This is a genomic window from Kitasatospora sp. NPDC004531 (assembly GCF_053602195.1).
Genome location: NZ_JBSGDD010000021.1, coordinates 1 through 18,314 on the forward strand (window position 1 = coordinate 1; position 18,314 = coordinate 18,314).

15 protein-coding genes are annotated in these 18,314 nt (G+C 74.9%); 8 read left to right on the forward strand and 7 right to left on the reverse strand.

Annotation, left to right across the window (positions count from 1 at the left end):
• Positions 1 to 1,375: heavy metal translocating P-type ATPase (locus ACWEMJ_RS12005; RefSeq protein WP_452136885.1), on the reverse strand; the 1,375-nt coding region annotated here is incomplete at its 3' end.
• Positions 1,376 to 1,479: 104 nt separating this feature from the next.
• On the opposite strand from ACWEMJ_RS12005, the gene ACWEMJ_RS12010 reads away from it, so the two are divergent.
• On the forward strand, positions 1,480 to 1,842 hold the full coding sequence (locus ACWEMJ_RS12010) for an ArsR/SmtB family transcription factor (protein WP_452136886.1): 363 nt from the start codon (positions 1,480 to 1,482) through the stop codon (positions 1,840 to 1,842).
• A gap of 9 nt (positions 1,843 to 1,851) precedes the next feature.
• On the opposite strand, the gene ACWEMJ_RS12015 is transcribed toward ACWEMJ_RS12010, so the two are convergent.
• Complete coding sequence (locus ACWEMJ_RS12015) at positions 1,852 to 3,840, reverse strand: ABC transporter ATP-binding protein (RefSeq protein ID WP_452136887.1); 1,989 nt, start codon at positions 3,838 to 3,840, stop codon at positions 1,852 to 1,854.
• A gap of 277 nt (positions 3,841 to 4,117) precedes the next feature.
• On the opposite strand from ACWEMJ_RS12015, the gene ACWEMJ_RS12020 reads away from it, so the two are divergent.
• On the forward strand, positions 4,118 to 5,059 hold the full coding sequence (locus ACWEMJ_RS12020) for an epimerase (RefSeq protein WP_452136888.1): 942 nt from the start codon (positions 4,118 to 4,120) through the stop codon (positions 5,057 to 5,059).
• 30 nt (positions 5,060 to 5,089) lie between these two features.
• On the opposite strand, the gene ACWEMJ_RS12025 is transcribed toward ACWEMJ_RS12020, so the two are convergent.
• Entirely contained in the window at positions 5,090 to 6,070 is a 981-nt protein-coding gene (locus ACWEMJ_RS12025) for a LuxR C-terminal-related transcriptional regulator (protein WP_452136889.1), read from the reverse strand.
• A 344-nt stretch (positions 6,071 to 6,414) separates the two neighbouring features.
• Here ACWEMJ_RS12025 and ACWEMJ_RS12030 point away from each other — a divergent pair, with 344 nt between their 5' ends.
• The 3 genes from ACWEMJ_RS12030 to ACWEMJ_RS12040 all read left to right on the forward strand — a co-directional run bounded on the left by ACWEMJ_RS12030 (position 6,415) and on the right by ACWEMJ_RS12040 (position 9,408).
• On the forward strand, positions 6,415 to 6,693 hold the full coding sequence (locus ACWEMJ_RS12030) for a hypothetical protein (RefSeq protein ID WP_452136890.1): 279 nt from the start codon (positions 6,415 to 6,417) through the stop codon (positions 6,691 to 6,693).
• 132 nt (positions 6,694 to 6,825) lie between these two features.
• On the forward strand, positions 6,826 to 8,385 hold the full coding sequence (locus tag ACWEMJ_RS12035; RefSeq protein ID WP_452136891.1) for a hypothetical protein: 1,560 nt from the start codon (positions 6,826 to 6,828) through the stop codon (positions 8,383 to 8,385).
• Positions 8,386 to 8,565: 180 nt separating this feature from the next.
• Positions 8,566 to 9,408: a 2OG-Fe dioxygenase family protein gene (locus ACWEMJ_RS12040; RefSeq protein WP_452136892.1), complete on the forward strand. Its 843-nt coding sequence runs from the start codon at positions 8,566 to 8,568 to the stop codon at positions 9,406 to 9,408.
• A 39-nt stretch (positions 9,409 to 9,447) separates the two neighbouring features.
• Here the strand turns inward: ACWEMJ_RS12040 and ACWEMJ_RS12045 are convergent, their stop codons facing one another.
• Both ACWEMJ_RS12045 and ACWEMJ_RS12050 read right to left on the reverse strand, forming a co-directional pair.
• The gene (locus ACWEMJ_RS12045; protein ID WP_452136893.1) at positions 9,448 to 10,635 is read right to left on the reverse strand and encodes a GyrI-like domain-containing protein; all 1,188 of its coding nucleotides are present in this window, start codon (positions 10,633 to 10,635) and stop codon (positions 9,448 to 9,450) included.
• Between the two features lie 46 nt (positions 10,636 to 10,681).
• Positions 10,682 to 13,075, reverse strand: a complete 2,394-nt coding sequence (locus tag ACWEMJ_RS12050; RefSeq protein ID WP_452136894.1) for a glycoside hydrolase family 65 protein — start codon at positions 13,073 to 13,075, stop codon at positions 10,682 to 10,684.
• A 133-nt stretch (positions 13,076 to 13,208) separates the two neighbouring features.
• Here ACWEMJ_RS12050 and ACWEMJ_RS12055 point away from each other — a divergent pair, with 133 nt between their 5' ends.
• Complete coding sequence (locus ACWEMJ_RS12055; RefSeq protein WP_452136895.1) at positions 13,209 to 13,544, forward strand: hypothetical protein; 336 nt, start codon at positions 13,209 to 13,211, stop codon at positions 13,542 to 13,544.
• A gap of 11 nt (positions 13,545 to 13,555) precedes the next feature.
• On the forward strand, positions 13,556 to 14,236 hold the full coding sequence (locus ACWEMJ_RS12060; protein ID WP_452136896.1) for a pyridoxamine 5'-phosphate oxidase family protein: 681 nt from the start codon (positions 13,556 to 13,558) through the stop codon (positions 14,234 to 14,236).
• Positions 14,237 to 14,246: 10 nt separating this feature from the next.
• Here the strand turns inward: ACWEMJ_RS12060 and ACWEMJ_RS12065 are convergent, their stop codons facing one another.
• Together ACWEMJ_RS12065 and ACWEMJ_RS12070 are read right to left on the reverse strand one after the other, a co-directional pair.
• Positions 14,247 to 15,662 carry an MBL fold metallo-hydrolase RNA specificity domain-containing protein gene (locus tag ACWEMJ_RS12065; RefSeq protein ID WP_452136897.1) on the reverse strand — a complete coding sequence of 472 codons (1,416 nt, stop codon included), beginning with the start codon at positions 15,660 to 15,662 and terminating at the stop codon, positions 14,247 to 14,249.
• A gap of 50 nt (positions 15,663 to 15,712) precedes the next feature.
• A complete protein-coding gene (locus tag ACWEMJ_RS12070; RefSeq protein ID WP_452136898.1) occupies positions 15,713 to 16,270 on the reverse strand; it encodes an Rv1733c family protein in 558 nt (185 codons plus the stop codon).
• 175 nt (positions 16,271 to 16,445) lie between these two features.
• On the opposite strand from ACWEMJ_RS12070, the gene ACWEMJ_RS12075 reads away from it, so the two are divergent.
• Positions 16,446 to 17,504 (forward strand): zinc-dependent alcohol dehydrogenase family protein, encoded by a 1,059-nt coding sequence (locus ACWEMJ_RS12075; protein ID WP_452136899.1) that lies wholly within the window; start codon positions 16,446 to 16,448, stop codon positions 17,502 to 17,504.
• Positions 17,505 to 18,314 lie beyond the last annotated feature (810 nt).

Genomic DNA, 18,314 nt, shown 5'->3' on the forward strand with positions numbered 1-18,314 from the left:
GAGCATCCGTGCCAGGTGGAGCTGGTTCCAGGTCAGGCCCGCCCGGCACCGGCAAGACCCTGCTGGCCAAGGTGTTCGGCAGCCGGGACGGGGCGCCGACCGCGACGGCGCGGCCGCCGACGGTGGCGGTGACGCCGACGCCGGGCGCGGAGGCGAAGTCCTCGGCCGCGGCCACCGTCAGGCCCCGGCTGCGGGCGGCGTCCACCACGGCGCGGGCGAGCGGGTGCTCGCTGGGGTGCTCGGCCGCGGCGGCCAGCGCCAGCAGCTCGTCCTCGCCCAGGCCGGATCCGGCCAGCGGGCGGATCTCGGTGACGTGCGGGGCGCCCTCGGTGAGGGTGCCGGTCTTGTCCAGCGCGACGGCGTCGACCTGGCCGAGCCGCTCCATGACGACGGCGGACTTCACCAGCACGCCGTGCCGTCCGGCGTTGGCGATCGCGGACAGCAGCGGCGGCATGGTCGCCAGCACCACCGCGCACGGCGAGGCGACGATCATGAAGGTCATCGCCCGCAGCAGCGAGCCGGTGAACGCGGCGCCGAGGGCCAGCGGGACGGCGAAGACGGCGAGGGTGGCGGCCACCATGCCGATCGAGTACCGCTGTTCGACCTTCTCGATGAACAGCTGGGTGGGCGCCTTGGTCTCGGAGGCCTCCTCGACCATCTTCACGATCCGGGCGATCACCGAGTCCGAGGCGTCCCGCTCGACCTTGATCCGCAGCGCGCCGGTGCCGTTCAGGGTGCCCGCGAACACCTCGTCGCCGCTCCGCTTGGCGACCGGCAGCGGCTCGCCGGTGATGGTGGCCTGGTCGACGTCGCTCGCGCCGTCCAGGACCCGACCGTCCGCGCCGATCCGCTCCCCCGGCCGCACCAGCACGGTGTCGCCGACGGCCAGCCGCCCGGTCGGGACGGTCTCCTCGGCGCCGTCGTCCAGCAGCCGGGTGGCGGTGGCGGGGGCGAGGTCGAGCAGGCCGCGCACCGAGTCGGCGGTGCGGGCGGTGGCCACGGCCTCCAGCGCGCCCGAGGTGGCGAAGATGACGATCAGCAGGGCGCCGTCCATCACCTGCCCGACGGCCGCCGCGCCGAGCGCGGCGACGATCATCAGCAGGTCGACGTCGAGGGTCTTCTCGCGCAGCGCCTGCAATCCGGCCCAGGCCGGCTCCCAGCCGCCGGTGGCGTAGGCGAGCGCGTACAGCGGGCCCCACGCCCAGGCCGGGGCGCCGGTCAGTTGCAGCGGCAGCGCGACCAGGAACAGCACGGTCGCGGCGAGCGCCCACCGGGCCTCGGGCAGCGCGAGGATCCGGGTGCGCCGTCGCGGGGCGGTGCCGGCCGAGGCGGCGGCCGCCTCGGCGGCAGGCCGCTCGGTCAGGGTGGAGGACATGGCAGAGGGGACCCTTCGGGCAGGCCACGGGCAGGGGTGCGGACGCCGACCACGATACAGGAACAGATGAACATCTCTTCATGCGTCATCTGTAGTATTGCCGCATGGGTCATGGAGCCGCTCCCGCGAACAACGCCGTCCCGCGCACCCACCTGGACGCGGACAACGCCGCCCGGGTCGCGGCCACCCTGCAGGCGCTGGCCACGCCGTCCCGCCTGCTGATCCTCGCCCGGCTGAGCGAAGGCCCCTGCGCGGCCACCGAACTCGCCCACGCCGTCGGCATGGAGCAGTCCGCCTGCTCCCACCAGCTGCGGCTGCTGCGCAACCTCGGCCTGGTGGTCGGCACCCGGCAGGGCCGCTCGGTGGTCTACGCGCTGTACGACAACCACGTCGCCGAGCTGCTGGACCAGGCCGTGCACCACACCGAGCACCTGCGCCTGGGGCTCAGCGACGCCGCCACCGAGTAGCGCACCCGGTCAGCCGTCCTGCGCTCCCGCCGGCCGGGTCCGCCCGGCGGGCAGGCCGGTGCGTTCGTTCTGCAGGTCCCACAGCTCCTTGAACCGGCCCGAGCGGTCGGCCACCAGCTCGGCGAAGGTGCCCTGTTGCAGGACCTTCCCGTTCTCCAGGACCAGGATCCGGTCGGCGACGGCCACGTTGGTCAGGCGGTGGGTGACCAGGACCACCGCGCGCTTCGCGGCGACGGCCCGCAGGTTCTGGAAGATCCGGTGCTCGGCGCGCGGGTCGAGCGCGGCGGTGGGCTCGTCCAGCACCAGCAGCCCGGCCTCGCGGTGGAAGGCCCGGGCGATGGCGAGGCGCTGCCACTGGCCGCCGGAGAGCTCCTCGCCGCCCATCCACTCCACCGCCAGCAGGGTGGACAGGCCCCGGCGGAGCTTGCGGACGACGTCCGAGGCGCCGGAGGCGCCGGCGGCGCGCAGCACCGCCGCGTCGCCCTCGGCGGTGGGCTGGCCGAGGGTGATGTTCTCCCGGCAGGTCAGCGGCCAGCGCGCGTAGTCCTGCGGGACGACCGCGACCTGCCGCCACAGCGCGTGCGGGTCGAGGTCGCGGGTGTCGCGCCCGTCCCAGCGCACCGCCCCGGAGTCCGGCAGGTAGAGGCCGGCGAGCAGCTTGGACAGCGTGGTCTTGCCGGAGCCGTTCTCCCCCACCAGGGCCAGGATCTCGCCGCGTTCGACGTGCAGGTCCACGCCGTCCAGCGCCTTGCGGTCGGCGGCCGGGTAGGCGTAGCAGAGGCCGCGCACCTCGATCCGGGCGGGCGCGCCGGGCACCTCGGCGCCGCGCCGGGGGCGGTGGCCGCCGGCGGTGTCGAGGAAGCTCGACCAGTCGTCCAGGTACATGCCGGTGCGGAACAGGTCCGCACCGTAGCCGACGATGCCGCGCAGGCTGGTGCCGACGGCGGCCAGCGCGAACACCGCCGCGCCGCCGCGCGGCAGGCTCATCCGTCCGGTGCTGACCAGCCACAGCATCGCCGCCCACACCAGCGCGGTGCCGAGGCCGGAGGCGGCCGCGCCGAGCACCGACACCCGGGCGCTCTTCATCGCCGCGGCCCGCGAGGCGACGTTCAGCCGCCGCCCGACCTCGTCGTACTTGGCGAGCAGGAACTCGCCCATGGTGTCGGAGCGGACCTGGTCCGCGTTGCGCTTGGTGTGGATGTACCAGCGCAGGTTGCCCAGCACCCGCCGGTCGGCGATGGTGGCCCGGTTCGCCAGGAACTGCACCCGGGCGGCGTGGACGGAGGCGACGCCCTGCGGCAGCGCGGCCAGCACCAGCAACGGCAGCAGCGCCGGGTGGAGCACCGTCAGCACGCCCGCCGCGCCGAGCAGCGAGGCGAGCGAGGCCAGCAGGTTCTGCGCCTCGCCGACGATGTCCACGCAGACCTCGGCGCCGCGGTCGGCGGCGTCCAACTCGTCGTTGTAGCCGGCGTGGTCGTAGGCCGTCAGCTCCGCCGCCACGGTGGCGCGCAGCACCGCGGCCTCCGCCTCCCGGGAGATCCGCGGCGACAGGTGGATGGTGACGGTCCGGATCGTGATGCCCAGCAGCGAACGGGCGCCGGCGGCCGCCGCGATCACCAGGATCGACGGCGCGGCGCGGAGCAGCTTGTCGCCGACCGGGCCCGCGCCGAACAGGGCCGAGATGGTGCCCGTGGTCGCGAACAGGCCGGCCGCGCCCAGCACCGCGGACACCGCCTGACAGGCCAGCAGCAGCGCGACCGAGGCACGGTCGACGCGCCAGCCGAGCCGGAAGGCGCGCACCACGAGCGTCGGCAGCCGGCGCGCCATCGCGTTGACGCCGATCGCCTCGATCGCCTCGATGCGGCGGCCGTCGGCCAGCCACCGCAGCTCCTCCTCCGGCGACCCGGCCGACGCCGCGGGGTCGGTGGGCCCGGTCGACGCTGTGGGCTCGGCGGGCTCGGTTGGTTCGGCGGGCGCCGGGGCGGGTGAACGGGCCACAGATCCTCCAGACGCGAAGCGGTGCACGGACTTGCGAGGGCTCCGATGGGTGCCTCAAGTCGCCTTGTATCGGGTCGAGTTGGCGGTGCCGGCGCGGACGGGCGGCGACCGATGATGGCGCGGTCGGCGGGCGCCCTTCAAGCACTTTCACCCGTTCGGTGGATTCGGGAGCAGAGCGCGAAACGGCCGGAGCGGGCCCGTCGCCCCACGCACCCACCATATTTGAACGCGTTCATTTCTTGCTAGGCTCCGCCCGAGCGACAGAGGGAGGGCTCTCATGAGGATCGTGCTGCCCGGTGGCACCGGGAACGTCGGCAGGCTGCTGGAGCGCGCGTGGACCGCCGCCGGGCACCGGGTGGTGGTCCTGAGCCGGCGGCCGGGCGGCGGCCGGGAGGTCCCCTGGGACGGCCGGACGCTCGGCCCCTGGGCCGAGGCGCTCGACGACGCCGACCTGGTGGTCAACCTCGCCGGGCGGAGCGTCAACTGCCGCTACACACCGGGCAATCTGCGGTCGATGCTGGACTCCCGGGTGGACTCCACCCGGGTGGTGGGCGAGGCGATCGCCCGGGCCGCCCGGCCGCCCCGGGTCTGGCTGCAGATGAGCACCGCCACCGTGTACGCGCACCGCTTCGACGCGGCCAACGACGAGGCCACCGGCCTGATCGGCGGCGGCGAGCCGGGCGTTCCGCGCTACTGGGCGAACAGCGTCGCGATCGCCGAGGCCTGGGAGCGGGCGCAGCGGGAGGCGGAGACGCCGCACACCCGCAAGGTGGCGCTGCGGACCGCGATGGTGATGAGCCCGGAGCGCGGGGGCGCCTTCGACCTGATGTCGCGGCTGGCCCGGCTGGGTCTCGGCGGCCCGGTCGCGGGCGGCGGGCAGTACGTGTCCTGGATCGAGGGCGGCGACTTCGTCCGTGCGCTGGACTTCCTGGCGGAGCGGGACGATCTCGACGGGCCGGTGAACCTGGCCGCCCCCGCCCCCGTGCCGTACCGCGAGTTCATGCGGGAGATCCGGGCGGCCTGGCGGGTTCCGGTGGGTCTGCCGGCGACGCGGTGGATGGCGGAGCTCGGCGCGTTCGTGCTGCGGTCGGACACCGAGCTGCTGTTCAAGAGCCGCCGGGTGGTTCCCGGCCGGCTGCTGGCGGCCGGCTTCGAGTTCCGGCACCCGCACTGGGCCGGAACCGCCGCCGACCTGGTGCGGCGCATCCGCACGGCATAGCGCGCCGCGGCCGGGCGGCCGGGCAGGCGTTCAGAGCCAGCCGCGCCGGGCGGCGCGGACGCCGGCCTGGAAGCGGCTGTCGGCGCCGAGGCGGGCCATCAGGTCGGCCATCTGGCGTTTGACGGTGCGGGCGGAGACGCCGAGCTTGCGGCCGGCCGCCTCGTCGGTGTGGCCGGCGGCGGCGAGTTCCAGCAGGGTGCGTTCGGTCGAGGTGAGGCCCTGCCCGTCCACCGCGACGGAGGAGCCGAACGGGGTTGCGGCGGACCAGAGTTGGTCGAACAGGGCGCAGGCGACGGCGACCGGCCCGGGGCCGTCCAGCTCCAGCGCGCCCTCGCGCGGGTCGGCGGGGTCGAACGGGACGATCACCACGGCCCGGTCGACGACGACCAGCGGGATCGGCACGATCGGGACGGTGCGCATCTCCCCGCCGAGGTCGGTGAGCCAGCGCGCGTGGGCCAGCGTGTCGGGGTCGTTGCGGAAGCTGTCCCGGCAGATCGCCCTGATGGCGACGCCCCGGCGCAGCGCCTGCTCGTTGAGCTGCGCGGAGGCCGCCCGGGCGTCGGGCCGGTCGGCGCCGCCGGGGTTGAGCGACAGGCACTCCGTGGCGGCGTTGGCGGCGAGTTCCTCCAGCCGGCCGCGGACGGAGTCGAGGCCGACCAGCCGGACCACGGCGTCCGCGCGGCGGTGGCGCTGTTCCGCGTGCTGGGCGGCGAGTGCGGCGATCGCCGCCCGGGTCGCCTCGATCTTCCGCTGCCGGGCGGCGGCCTCGTCCTCGGCGGCGGCGAGCAGCGCGGCCAGGCCGACGGCCGGGCTGACCGGCCAGAGCGCCCCGTCCACCTGGGAGGACGGCTTGATCAGCGCGAGATCGGCCAACTCGTCCAGGGCGGAACGTATCTGCTGGTCCGTCATGCCGGTGTCCCGGGCCAGTTCGGCGACGCCGCGCGCCGGGTCGGCCAGGACCGCCTGGTACAGGCGCTCGGCCGGGCCGGAAAGACCGAGTAACTCAAGCATTCTGCCGCCCCCCGCGGTAGGTGCTCAAACAATTGTCGGACCAGTGTGCCCAGCCGCGCCGCACCGGACAAGACCGGTCCGGTCCGTTGTCCCGTTGGGGCCAGGCACATTGGGGCCAGGCGTGAACCGCTGACAGCGCGTCGCCGGTTGGGCAGTCTTATGGATGTCGGAAGCGCCGCCGCCGGGGAAAGCCCGGGGCCGGGAAACGCAAACGTCCGGCAAACCCACCCACCGCACCCTGAATGGAGTATGTCCATGTCCGGCATCGCCCTGTCCTCCGTCGCCACCGTCCGCACGTTCGCCGCCGCGTCCGGCGACTCCGACAACGGGTTCGGCTGGGGCTGATGTCCGACAAGCCGATCCTGCGCCTGACGGTGACCCGGCTCGTCGGGCCGGACACCGCGCTGGTCGCTCCGCGGTGGCTCACCGGGCAGCTGTGGAGCCAGTCCCGGGCGGACGACCGTTTGGAGCACGTGCGGGTGCGGGTCGCACCCGGCCGGATCGGAGTGGCTCTGTTCCTCCTCGCCGCCGAGGACGGCGGTGCCCGACTGAGCGCACGGTCCATCTGCGCCCGGGCACTTGACGCCTCGGACGAGCTGCGCGACTGGCGCCTCGCCGAGTAGACGGCAGGCCCCGCGCCCCCTTTCTTCTCGCACCACCCGCGTTCTGCGCCTGCCCGCCCGGGCCTCTGCCCGGCGCTGCGGCCGCGCAGCCTTCCTCCGTCATGCCACGAAACGGAAGCGAGTTCTCCCGCCATGCTCAGACTGCTCCGACGCGTCCTCGCCCTGCTGGCCGTCACCGCGGTGACCGCCGGCCTGCTGGTCACCTTCTCCGCGTCCGCCCAGGCCGCGTTCGTCTCCTCCCTCGGCGGCGCCATCACCCGCTCCGAGGTGATCGAACGGGCCCAGTACTGGGTCGACCACCAGCCCGGCCCGTACAGCCAGACCTCCAAATCCCCCGGCCCGACCGGCGACCGGGACTACCGCCGCGACTGTTCCGGCTACGTCGACATGGCCTGGCACCTCAACGGCGACAACTGGACCGGGAACCTGTCCGAGGTGTCCACCTCGATCAACCGTCAGGACCTGCTGCCCGGCGACATCCTGCTCGACCCCGCGAACCACGTGATCATCTTCGACGCCTGGGCGTCCGACCGCGTCCACTTCAGCTACTACTCCTTCGGCGCCTCCCCGGTGAAGAAGGTGACGAACGCCTCCATGAACGACGCGACGATCGACGACTGGCCGATCGGGAACTACCAGGCCCGCCGCTACAACAAGACCGTCGACGGCGCGGCGCGCGACTACGACCGTCAGCTGATCGCCCGTCCGAACCTCGGCATGAACGCCAACCAGACCCTCGAGTACATCGACAACGACGGCAACGGCGGCGTCCGCAGCAAGTGGCAGCTCAGCCCGAACAGCACCTGGCACGACTGGTACCAGTTCCCGGGCGCCGCCGGCGTGGTCGGCACCCCGGTGGCGAGCCGCAACGCCAACGGCACGCAGGAGGTCTTCGCCCGTACGTCGAGCGGCCAGGTCGTCTCCCGGTGGCAGCTGACCCAGAACGGCTCCTGGCACGACTGGTACAACCACGGCGGCAACGTCGCCTCCGAGCTGGCGGTCGGCGCGAACGCGAACGGTTCGCAGCAGATCTTCGCCCGCACCCCGGACGGCCGGATCACCACCCGTTGGCAGGACAGCCCGAACAGCACCTGGCACGAGGGCTGGCTGACCTTCGACGGTGACGGCTTCGTCGGCACCCCCGCCGTGAGCCACAACGCCAACGGCACCCTGGAGGTCTTCGCCCGCACGGCGGACGGGCACCTCAAGTCCCGCTGGCAGGAGGCCCCGAACGGCACCTTCACGACCTACTGGAAGGACCACGGCGGCAACATCGCCTCCGACCCGGTGATCGGTTTCAACCAGGACGGCCGCCAGGAGGTCTTCGCGCTCAACGCCGCCGGCCAGATCACCACCATGTGGCAGGAGACCCCGAACGGCGTCTGGCACGACTGGGCCACCTGGGCGGTCGGCGGCTACGTCGGCGACCCGGCGGTCGTGCTCTGCCGCAACGGCAACCTGGAGCTGTTCGTCCGCGACGCCGCCGGCACCGTGTGGAACAAGCACCAGGTGAAGCCGAACAGCACCTTCTCGGACTGGGTGAAGGTCGGCGGCCCGCTGGCGACGAACCCGGTGGTCGGCGAGGGCGAGGACGGCCGGCTGGAGATCTTCGGCAAGACCGCCGCCGGCACCGTGGTCCACGCCTTCCAGAGCGACATCGCGAGCGCCTTCGGCACCTTCCGCACCCTGTAGCCCACTCCCCGCGCGGCGCCGGACAGTCGAACCCGACCGTCCGGCGCCGCGCTTCGGCGTGCTCCGCGCCGCCGTGGTTTCCGCCGGCGGATCGGGGTATCCGCGCCTGCCGGGGAAGAACGCCGCGACGGGAGGCCGGTCGCCGCCGCCGCGGTCCGTCCGACACGCTGGGAGAAGCCGATGGACGACAGTGCGGGCCTCCGGGGCCGAACGACGACAGCCGCTCCCCCGGTCGCGTCGGAGGGCGACAGCCGGGCACGGGTACGCCGAGCGGGCTACGCCCGGCTGGGCCCGGCGGACCTGGGCGTGGACCTCCCGGCGGCGGCTGCTGACCTCGCCGAACTCACCTCCGCCTACCGGGAGTTGCCACCCGATCCGTACGCCCTGGAGACCAACCGCTTCCGCCGCTACTCGCACGCCGTGCACCTGCCGTGGACCGGCGAGCTGTCCTTCGTCCCCGGTGCGCCGGACCCCGACTTCGGGACCGTCACCGTGTACTGGCAGGACGAGCACAACCCGGAGTACCCCCGGGTGCCGCGCCGGCTGCCGGACGTCCCGGCCGGGCTGCACGGCAACGGGCTGCTGAACGCGCTGATCCGGGCCGACCTCGACCACGCGCTGTGGCTGGAGGACCTGCACCGGGCGCCGGTCTACGTCGGTGTCCACCTGATCACCCTGGGCGTCGAGGGCCGGCGGCGGGTGGCGGTCTCCTCCCCGGACTGCCTGCACCAGGACGGCGGTTCACCGGCCACCTTCACCTTCGCCCACCTGATCGGGCGGCGGAACGTCGAGGGCGGCGAGAACGTCATCGCGAGCCCCGACTGCGCCGGCCGGCAGCCCGACACGCTGCCGGCCGACGCCCTGTACGACCGCTTCGTGCTGTCCGACCCGCTGGACGGCTACGGCGTGCACGACTGCCGGGTCAGCCACTACGTGGGGCCGGTGCGCCTGGCCGCGGACGCGGAGCGCGGCTGGCGCGACATCCTGATCATCGGCATCTCCTGCTACGCACCGGCCCTCTGACCCGCCTGCGTGCCGACCCCGGGCCGCGGCGGGCGGGGCTCAGGCCTCCGGATCCGGCTCGACCGGCTGGCGGACGACGGTCCTCAGCTTCTCCGGGGCGGTCCTGCGGGGGTCGCCGAGGTAGACCTCGTGGTGCTTGGCGGCGGGGCGCAGGCCGTTCGCCGGGAGGTACTCGTGGTGCAGCCGGTGCAGGGCGGGCGCCTCGTCGTCGTAGGAGCCGATGTGCAGCAGCTGGGCGCTCGGGCCCTCGTGCAGGACGAGCCGGCGGACCTCGGCGATGGTGGGGAGCTTCTTCTTCGCCAGCGCGGCCTGCCGGGCCTCGTCGATCATCTGCTCGGTGATCCGTCCGGGCAGGCAGATCATCATCGTCCAGTTCCAGGCGTCCTTGGCCCGGGTGCTGAACACCTCGAAGTCGTCGGCCCACCACAGCCCTTCCAGCGGGCCGACCACGAAGTCGCCGCCCTCGGTGCGCTTGGCGGCGAACTTCAGCGTGTACGCGACGGCGTAGAGCGCCTCGACGGCGGCGGTGTACGCGGGGGCGGTGTTCGGGTTGCCCGTCCCGTCGACGGCGAGGAACTGCTGCTCGGGGACGTCCAGCAGCTCCCAGTCGGTGTTCTTGGGCGCGTAGAGGTTCTTCAGGTCCTTCTTGACGTCGTACGGCGCCATGTTCGGCTCCCCTCCTCGGCGGCGGGCACCGCTCAGCGATGCCCGATAGTGGTCCAACCAGGCCTGCTCGGCCCGTAGTTGACCGATCGTGTAGTCGAAGATCGCGTGCACGAACTCGGGCGCGTCCGCCCCGGCCCGCTCGGCCCGGGCGACCTGCTCGAACCGTTCGGCGAGCGCCCGGGAGCGGCGTTCCAGCGCGTCGAGCAGCTGCTCGTGGCCGACGGCCGGCTGGTTGGCCAGGCCCACCAGGACGCGCGGGAACAGCGGGTGCGGCTCGGCGATCGCCTCCTCGGCGGCCACCGCGCAGGCCCGGCGCCCCTCGGCGGTGGCGCCGAACACCTTGCGCCGCTTGTCCCCGGGGGCGGCCGTCCCCTCGACCTGCTCGATCAGTCCGCGTTCGCGGAGCTTCCCGATCAGGTAGTAGATCGAGCTGAAGCCGATCTCGGTCCACTCCCGCATCCCGCGCTCGGCGATCACGGCTTCCAGCTGGTATCCGTGCCGGGGCTGCTCCACCAGCAGTCCGAGCAGGGTGAGTTCGGCGGCGGTCAGGCCTGAGTCCATGCGACTATCCTAGCGCTGGAATAGTACTGCGGCGGACGCCCACCGCTCACAGCCGGAAGGTGTGGCTCTCCCCCGGCCGGAGCACGGTGGCCTTGTCCCGCACGCCGACCCGCACGGCCTCCCCGGAGCCGGCGGCCAGGTCCACGGTGACGCTGTGCCGGTCGATGGCGATGCGCAGGTCGCGGTCGCCGCGGTAGCGCAGGTCGAGGGCCAAGTGGCCGAGGGCGCTCGGCAGTCGGGGGTCGAGCCAGAGCCCGTCCCGGCGCAGCTCCAGGCCGCTGTAGCAGCGTTGCAGCAGGTCGGCGGCGCCGGCCATGGCGCCGAGGTGGACGCCCTCGCGGGTGGTGCCGCCCTGCGAGTCGACCAGGTCCGCGGTGAGGGCGTCGCGGAAGTGCCGCCAGGAGGCGCTGCGGTCGCAGCGGGTGAGCACCCAGGCGTGCACCACGGAGCTGAGGGTGGAGCCGTGCACGGTGCGGTCGAGGTAGTACGAGACGGTGCGGCTCATCAGGTCGCAGCCGGCCCGGTAGCCGAGGCGGCGCAGCAGCCGGCGCACCTCGTGGTCGGAGAACAGGTACCAGAGCATCAGCACGTCGGCCTGTTTGGAGGCGCGGTAGTTGTTGACGGTGTCGCCCTCGGCCTCCAGGATCCGGTCGAGCCGGCGCAGGTCGGGGTAGCGGCGGCGGTAGGTCTCCCAGTCGAGTTCGGCGAGCCGCCGGTAGCCGTCGAACTGGCTGATCACGCCGTCGTGGAAGGGCACCCGCAGGCGGTGGCCGATCTCCCGCCAGCGGTCGAGTTCGGCGGCGTCGAGGCCGAGGCGCTCGGCGAGTTCGCCGCGCCGCCGCGCGGGCAGGGCGTGCAGGGTGTCGTGGGCGCGGGCCAGGACCCAGGAGGCGAGGACGTTGGTGTAGGCGTTGTCGTCCAGGCCGGGGCGGTCCGCCCAGGGGTAGGCGTCGTGGTACTCGTCGGGCCCGAGGACGCCGCGGATCGACCAGCGGTCGCCGTCGGGGGTGGCGGCGCAGGCCCAGTAGCGGGCGATCTCCAGCAGGGTCTCGGCGCCGGCGCCGGCGAGGAAGTCGAGGTCGCCGGTGGCCCGGTAGTACTCCCAGACGTTGTAGGCGACGGCGGAGCCGATGTGCCGTTGCAGGTGGCTGTGGTCGGGCAGCCAGCGGCCGGACAGCGGGTTGAGGTGGACCAGCGGCGACTGTTCCTGCCCGTCGGCGGCGCTCTGCCACGGGTAGGCGGCGCCGCGGCGGCCCTCGGCGCGGGCGGCGCGGCGGGCGGCGTCGAGCCGGCGGTGGCGGTAGTGCAGGACGGCGCGGGCGAGTTCGGGCAGGCGCAGGTCGAGGACGCGCAGCACGAACAGTTCGTCCCAGAAGACGTGGCCCCGGTAGGCCTCGCCGTGCAGGCCGCGGGCGGGGACGCCGACGTCCAGGTCGACGGAGTGCTCGGAGTAGGACTGCAGCAGGTGGAACAGGTTGAGGTGCAGCGGGCCGAGGCCGGGGAAGTCGGCGTCGATCCGGCAGCGCCGCCACAACTGGGCCCAGCGCAGCGCGTGTTCGTCCAGCAGGCGGTCGAAGGCGGGTGCTTCGGCGGCGAGCCGGCGGGCGGCTTCGAGCGGGTCGGCGGTGGCCGGGTCGTGCGAGGTGTGGACGGCGACGGCCTTGTCGACGGTGACGGGCCGGCCGGGCGCGACGTGCACGGCGAGGGTCTGCCCGACCAGGCCCGGGCGGGCCTCGCCCTCCCAGCCGGCGGCGCCGCCGCGGATCCGGTGGCGGGCGGCGAGCGCGATGCGGCGGCCGGCGCCGGTGGTCACCTCCAGCCACAACTGCCCGTCCGGGCCCGCCTCCTGGCGCAGCGGGACGAGGTGGCGGTCGGCCAGTCCGGCGTACCGGGGGACGCCGGTGTTGGTGACGGTGCCGTCGAGGGCGGAGCGGATTTCGAGCCGGCCGGACCAGTTCTCGGCGGTGAGGACGGTCTCCAGGGCGACCAGGTGGGGGCTGGCCAGGCTGGCGAGGCGGCGCTGGACGAGCCGGGTGCGGTGACCGGCTCCGTCCTCGACCACGGCGCGGCGGGTCAACAGGCCGCGCCGCAGGTCGAGTTCGAGTTCCTGGGTGGCGGGCGGGCCGGCGAACCAGTCGGCGCCGGCGCAGCGGAAGGTCAGCGGCAGCCAGTTGGGGCAGTTGACCAGGTCCTCGTGGGTGAACACCCGGCCGCCGACGACGGAGTCGGCGCGGTCGTAGCAGCCGGCCAGGTAGGTGCCCGGGTAGTGCACGCCGCCGGCGGCGACCTCGGGTGCGGCGCCGCGGGTGACCAGGTAGCCGTTGCCGACGGCGCACAGGGCTTCGCGGAGTCCTTCCTCGGCGGGCTCGAAACCGGTGTAGCGCAGCGTCCACGGGTCCGGCATCGGGCAGCCGCGGGCGGGCTGCGGGTCGGATGTCACGGCTCACCTCCGGTGGGGCGCGGGGGCCCGTTCTCCAGTGTGCCCACCGACCGGTCGGCGGGCAGCCCCGTGGCCGGGGAGCGCGAGTGCGGTGAAGCTGGTGGGCGGGGCAGCGGCGACGGGAGTGAACGCGATGAAGACGCAGACCGACCACGGGCCCGCCCGGCCGACCCGGGCGGGCGTGGCGAGGCGCACCGGCGAGGACGCGCGGGCGGCGGCGGATGCGGGAGGGCTCGGCGCGAACACGGCGGTCGGCGGACCCGCCACGCTGCACCCCGACGACCCACGCACCCACCGCGCCACCCCCACCGCCACGGGCCCCCACCGCCACGGGCCCGCCACGCTGCACCCCGACGACCCACGCCCCCACCGCGCCACCGCCACCGACCCGACCCCCCACCGCCACGGGCCCGGCGCGCGGCCGCAGGCGGGCGGCGGGGCGCCGGCGGTCGCGCCGCTGCGGGCCTGAGGGCGGGCCCCGTGTCCACGCAGCCCGAGCAGGGCCCGTCGCAGCCCGAGCAGGGCCCGTCGTCCGCCGCCGCGATCGCCCGCCGGATCGCCGAGCGGTGCGAGCAGCTCGGCCTCGGCCCGGACGCGCTGGCCAGGACGGCCGGGATGTCCCGCCCGTACCTGGAGTGCCTGACCGCCGCCGGGCCGGCGTTCGACCAGAACGGCTTCCTGCGGATCGCCGCCGCGCTCGGCCTGACCTACCGCGAGCTGCTGGCCGGCCGCCCCGACGCCCCGCCCGGGCAGGGCCCGCCCGCGCCCCGGCCGGTGCTGGTGCGCCTGACCGAGGAGCAGTGCTGGGAGCACCTGGGCGGGCGCGGCGTCGGCCGGATCGCGCTGCCTGGCGAGCACGGCCCGGCGGTGTTCCCGGTGAACTACGCCGTGGACCGCCGCACCGTCGTCTACCGCACCTTCGACCACAGCGCCGCCGACGTGCCGCCCGGCACCGAGGTCTCCTTCGAGGTCGACCGGATCGACGACCACCGCAGCAACGGCTGGAGCGTGCTGATCGCCGGCACCGCCGAACGCATCGACGACCCGGCCACCCTCGAACGCCTCGGTCCGTCCGTGCAGTCCTGGGCGGGCCCGCGCGACCGCTGGATCCGGGTCCGCCCGGCGGCGGTCTCGGGCCGCCGGATCACCAGCGCGCCCTGAGCGGCCGCGGTCAGCGCACCAGCACCCGTTCGCCGGAGCGCGGCACCACGGCCGTCCAGCCGAGTTCCCGGTCGATCCGGTCGCGCAGGGCCCGGGAGCCGGCCGGTTCGCCGTGCACCAGGTAGGTGGCGGACGGGGCGGGCGCCGGGCGCAGCCAGTCGACGATCTCGGCGGCGTCGGCGTGCGCGGAGAACGCGGGGACGTTGACGATCTCGGCGCGGACGGGGACGTAGCCGCCGTACATCTTGAGCACCCGGGCGCCGTCGACCAGGTCGCGGGCGCGGGTGCCGGCGGCGGCGTAGCCGACCACGACGACGGTGTTGCGGGGGTCGGGCAGCAGGCGGCGCAGGTGGCGGACGACGCGTCCGCCGGTGGCCATGCCGGAGGCGGAGACCAGGATCGACGGCAGGCGGGAGTGCTCCAGTTCCTGCGACTCGCCGAGCGAGCGGACCGGCCGGAACGGTTCGGGGCTGATCGCGGCCTGCCCCCGCGCGAGGATGTCGGGGCGCAGCTCGGGGGCGCGTTCGGCGAACGCGTCCTGGTAGATCCGCAGGGCGGCGAGCGCCATCGGGCTGTCCACGTACACGGGGGCGGCGGCGGGCAGGCGGCCGGCCCGGCGGAGTTCGGCGAGCTGGTGCAGCACCACCTCGGTGCGGTCGACGGCGAAGGACGGCACGACGACGGTGCCGCCGCGGGCGAGCGTCCGGTCGAGGGCCTGCGCGAACTGCTCGCGGGCGGCGGTCTCCTCGTGCCGCCGGTCGCCGTAGGTGGACTCCATCAGCAGCACGTCCGCGCCGGTGAACGGGTCGGGCGCGTTGAGCAGCGGGTGGACGGGGCGGCCGAGGTCGCCGCTGACGGCGAGGGTGTGGCCGTCCTCCAGGGTGAGGTGCGCCCAGGAGGAGCCGAGGATGTGCCCGGCGGGGTGCAGGCGCAGCACGGTGCGGTCGGCGATCTCGATCTCCGCGTGGTGCGGGACGGGGTCGAAGAGCTGGAGGGTGCGCTCGACGTCCTGCTCGGTGTACAGCGGCAGCGCGGGCCGGTGCTTGGACCAGCCGTGCCGGTTGGCGTGGTCGGCGTCCTCCTGGAGCAGGCGGGCGCTGTCGCGCAGGACGAGTTCGGCGATCCGGGCCGTGTACGGGGTGGTGAACACCGGCCCGCGGAAGCCGTCGGCGACCAGTTTCGGCAGGTAGCCGCAGTGGTCGAGGTGGGCGTGGGTGAGCACCGCGCAGTGCACGTCGGCGGGGTCGAGCGGCAGCGGGCGCCGGTTGCGCCGGCGCAGTTCGGCGAGGCCCTGGAACAGCCCGCAGTCGATCATGACGCGGGCGTGGTCGGTCTCCACCAGGAACTTGCTGCCGGTGACGGTCCCGACCCCGCCGAGGAACGTGAGCAGCCCCGGCCGGGGTGTCGGTGCGGGCTGGTTCTCCATGACGCTGCCTCCCGGGAGTCCGGTTCCCAGCATCTCCCCGCGCGGTCCGGTCAGCTCGGCTGGCGGCGGGTCCACTGGGGTTCGAACTGCTGCCATTCGGCGTCCCACTCGGCGTAGCGGCGGCGGTTCAGGACGTGCAGGGTGCCCTTCCAGGCCAGGGTGCACAGCAGCGGCAGGGCGGTGACGGTGAGCAGGGCGGCGGTCAGCGCGACCGCGATCGGCTCGCCCGCGCCGGCGGGTTGCGGGACGACCTCGCCCCGGTTGTCCAGCCAGATCCGGACGGGGGTGCCGGCCGGCTGGCCGGAGGTGACCACGGCGTTGGCCCGCCGGTCGGCGCCGTTCTCCGTCCAGGTGACGTCGGCGCGGGTGGTGGTGAGGCCGAGCGCGACCGGGACGTCCGTGGTCAGCCGGGCCGTCACGGGGTGCCGGTCGGCGGCCTCGGCCCGGGCGACGCGGGCCTGGTCCTGGTGGACGGCCAGGCCGACGGCGAGCGCGGCCGGGAGCGCGCCCACCGCGACCACCAGCAGCAGCCGCGCCGCCCACCACTGTGCGCGGTCGGTGCCGCGCCGCAGGGGGTTGTTCTTCCGTTCCCTCGGGTGCATCCGCATGCCGCCCGCCTCCTCACCGCATCGACCTGCCCCGTTCTGCCTCCACTCTGGCGGGGACGGCCCGGCCGCGACATGGACCGGACGTCCCGATCCGCCCGACAACCGGCCCGGCTCGTCCGCCGCGCGCCACCGGCGCAGGCTGGGAGCGGTGGACGGACGAAGGACGGGGTGTGCGATGCCAGCGACGGGATCATCGTCCGTGCGGGACGGCGCCTGGGTGGTGGCCGAGCCCGGGCCGGTCGGCGGCGCGAACGGGCCGGTCGGCGATGGGAACGGGCCGCTCGCCTGGGAGCGGCGGCCGCCGCCGGTCCCCGGAGCGCGGGAGGTCCTGGTCGAGGTGGAGGCCTGCGGGGTGTGCCGCACCGACCTGCACCTCGCCGAGGGCGACCTCGCGCCCCGGGTGCCGCGCTGCACGCCCGGCCACGAGGTGGTGGGCCGGGTGGCGGCGCTCGGCCCCGGGGTGACGGAGTTCGCGGTGGGCGACCGGGCCGGGGTGGCCTGGCTGGCCGGGGTCTGCGGGCGCTGCCGGTACTGCCGCGCCGGGCACGAGAACCTGTGCCCCGCGTCGACGTACACCGGCTGGGACCGGCACGGCGGCTACGCCGCGTACGTCACCGCCGACGCGCGTTTCGCCTACCCCCTGCCCGACGGCCCGCCCGCCGAGGAGCTCGCGCCGCTGCTGTGCGCCGGGATCATCGGCTACCGGGCACTGGCCCGCGCGGACCTTCCGCCGGGCGGCCTGCTCGGCATCTACGGCTTCGGGGCGTCCGCCCACCTGACGGCGCAACTCGCGCTGGCCCGGGGCGCCCGGCTGGCCGTCTTCACCCGCAGCGCGGCCGCCCGCGACCTGGCCCGGGAGCTCGGCGCGGGCTTCGCCGGCGACTCCTTCGACCCGCCGCCGGAGCCGCTGGCCGCCGCGATCCTGTTCGCCCCCGCCGGCGAGCTGGTCCCCGCCGCGCTGGCCGCCCTGGACCGGGGCGGCACCCTCGCCGTCGCCGGCATCCACCTCACCGACATCCCCCCACTGGACTACGCCCGCCACCTCTTCCAGGAACGCACCCTGCGCAGCGTCACCGCCAACACCCGCGCCGACGGCCACGCCTTCCTCACCGAGGCCGCCCGCCTCCGCCCCGCCATCCACCTCACCCGCTACCCCCTGCACCGCGCCACCACCGCCCTCGCCGACCTCGCCGCCGACAGAGTGACCGGCGTCGCCGTCCTGGTGCCGGATTGAACCGCCCCTGACCGCAAGCGGGATCGAGAACACGCACCCAACCACCGCACTGGGACGGCCGGTTGGCACCCGCCCGGCGCAGCAGCGGTGCGCGCCAGCCCGCAGGGGACCCCAACCGTTGCCACCCACGTCCGCCCTCGCGGCGCGCCCCCACGCCCCGGGCGACAGACGGACGTCGCGGAACCAGCAGCGGAACGAACCCGCCCCCGACCGGCACACGGCCGGTGAGTCAGCAGCGAGGTCGACGACATGAACGGCAGTGGTGAGGCCGGAGCAAAGCACCACCGGCCGCACGGCCCCCACACTCCCGCAGCCCCGCGCCCTCGCGACGCACCCGGCTGGCGCGGCCCACTCGCGGCTGGACTCCGACTCAACCACCGTACCGAAACGGCCAGTTGACACCTGGGCGCGCACCGGCCCCCGCCCCTCACACCGCCCCCCGCCGCCGCAACCGAAACAGCCCGTCGGCGCACAGCCTTCACAGCAGCGGCCCGCAGGGGCCCACGCCCACAAGCCCCCGACCGTCGCCCCCGCGCCCTCGCGACGCACCCGGCTGGCGCGGCCCACTCGCGGCTGGACTCCAGCTCAACCATCGCGCCGGGACGGCCGGTTGACACCTGGGCGCGCACCGGCCCCCGCCCCTCACACCGCCCCCGCTGCCGCAGCCGAATCGGCCCATCGGCGCACAGCCTCCGCAGGAGGGGCCCACGCCCACGTGCCCCCCGACCATCCCCGTCCACGCCCCCGCATCCCCTCGCCCTCACGACGCCCCCGACCGTCGCCCCCACGCTCCCCGGGGGGCGCGGCACC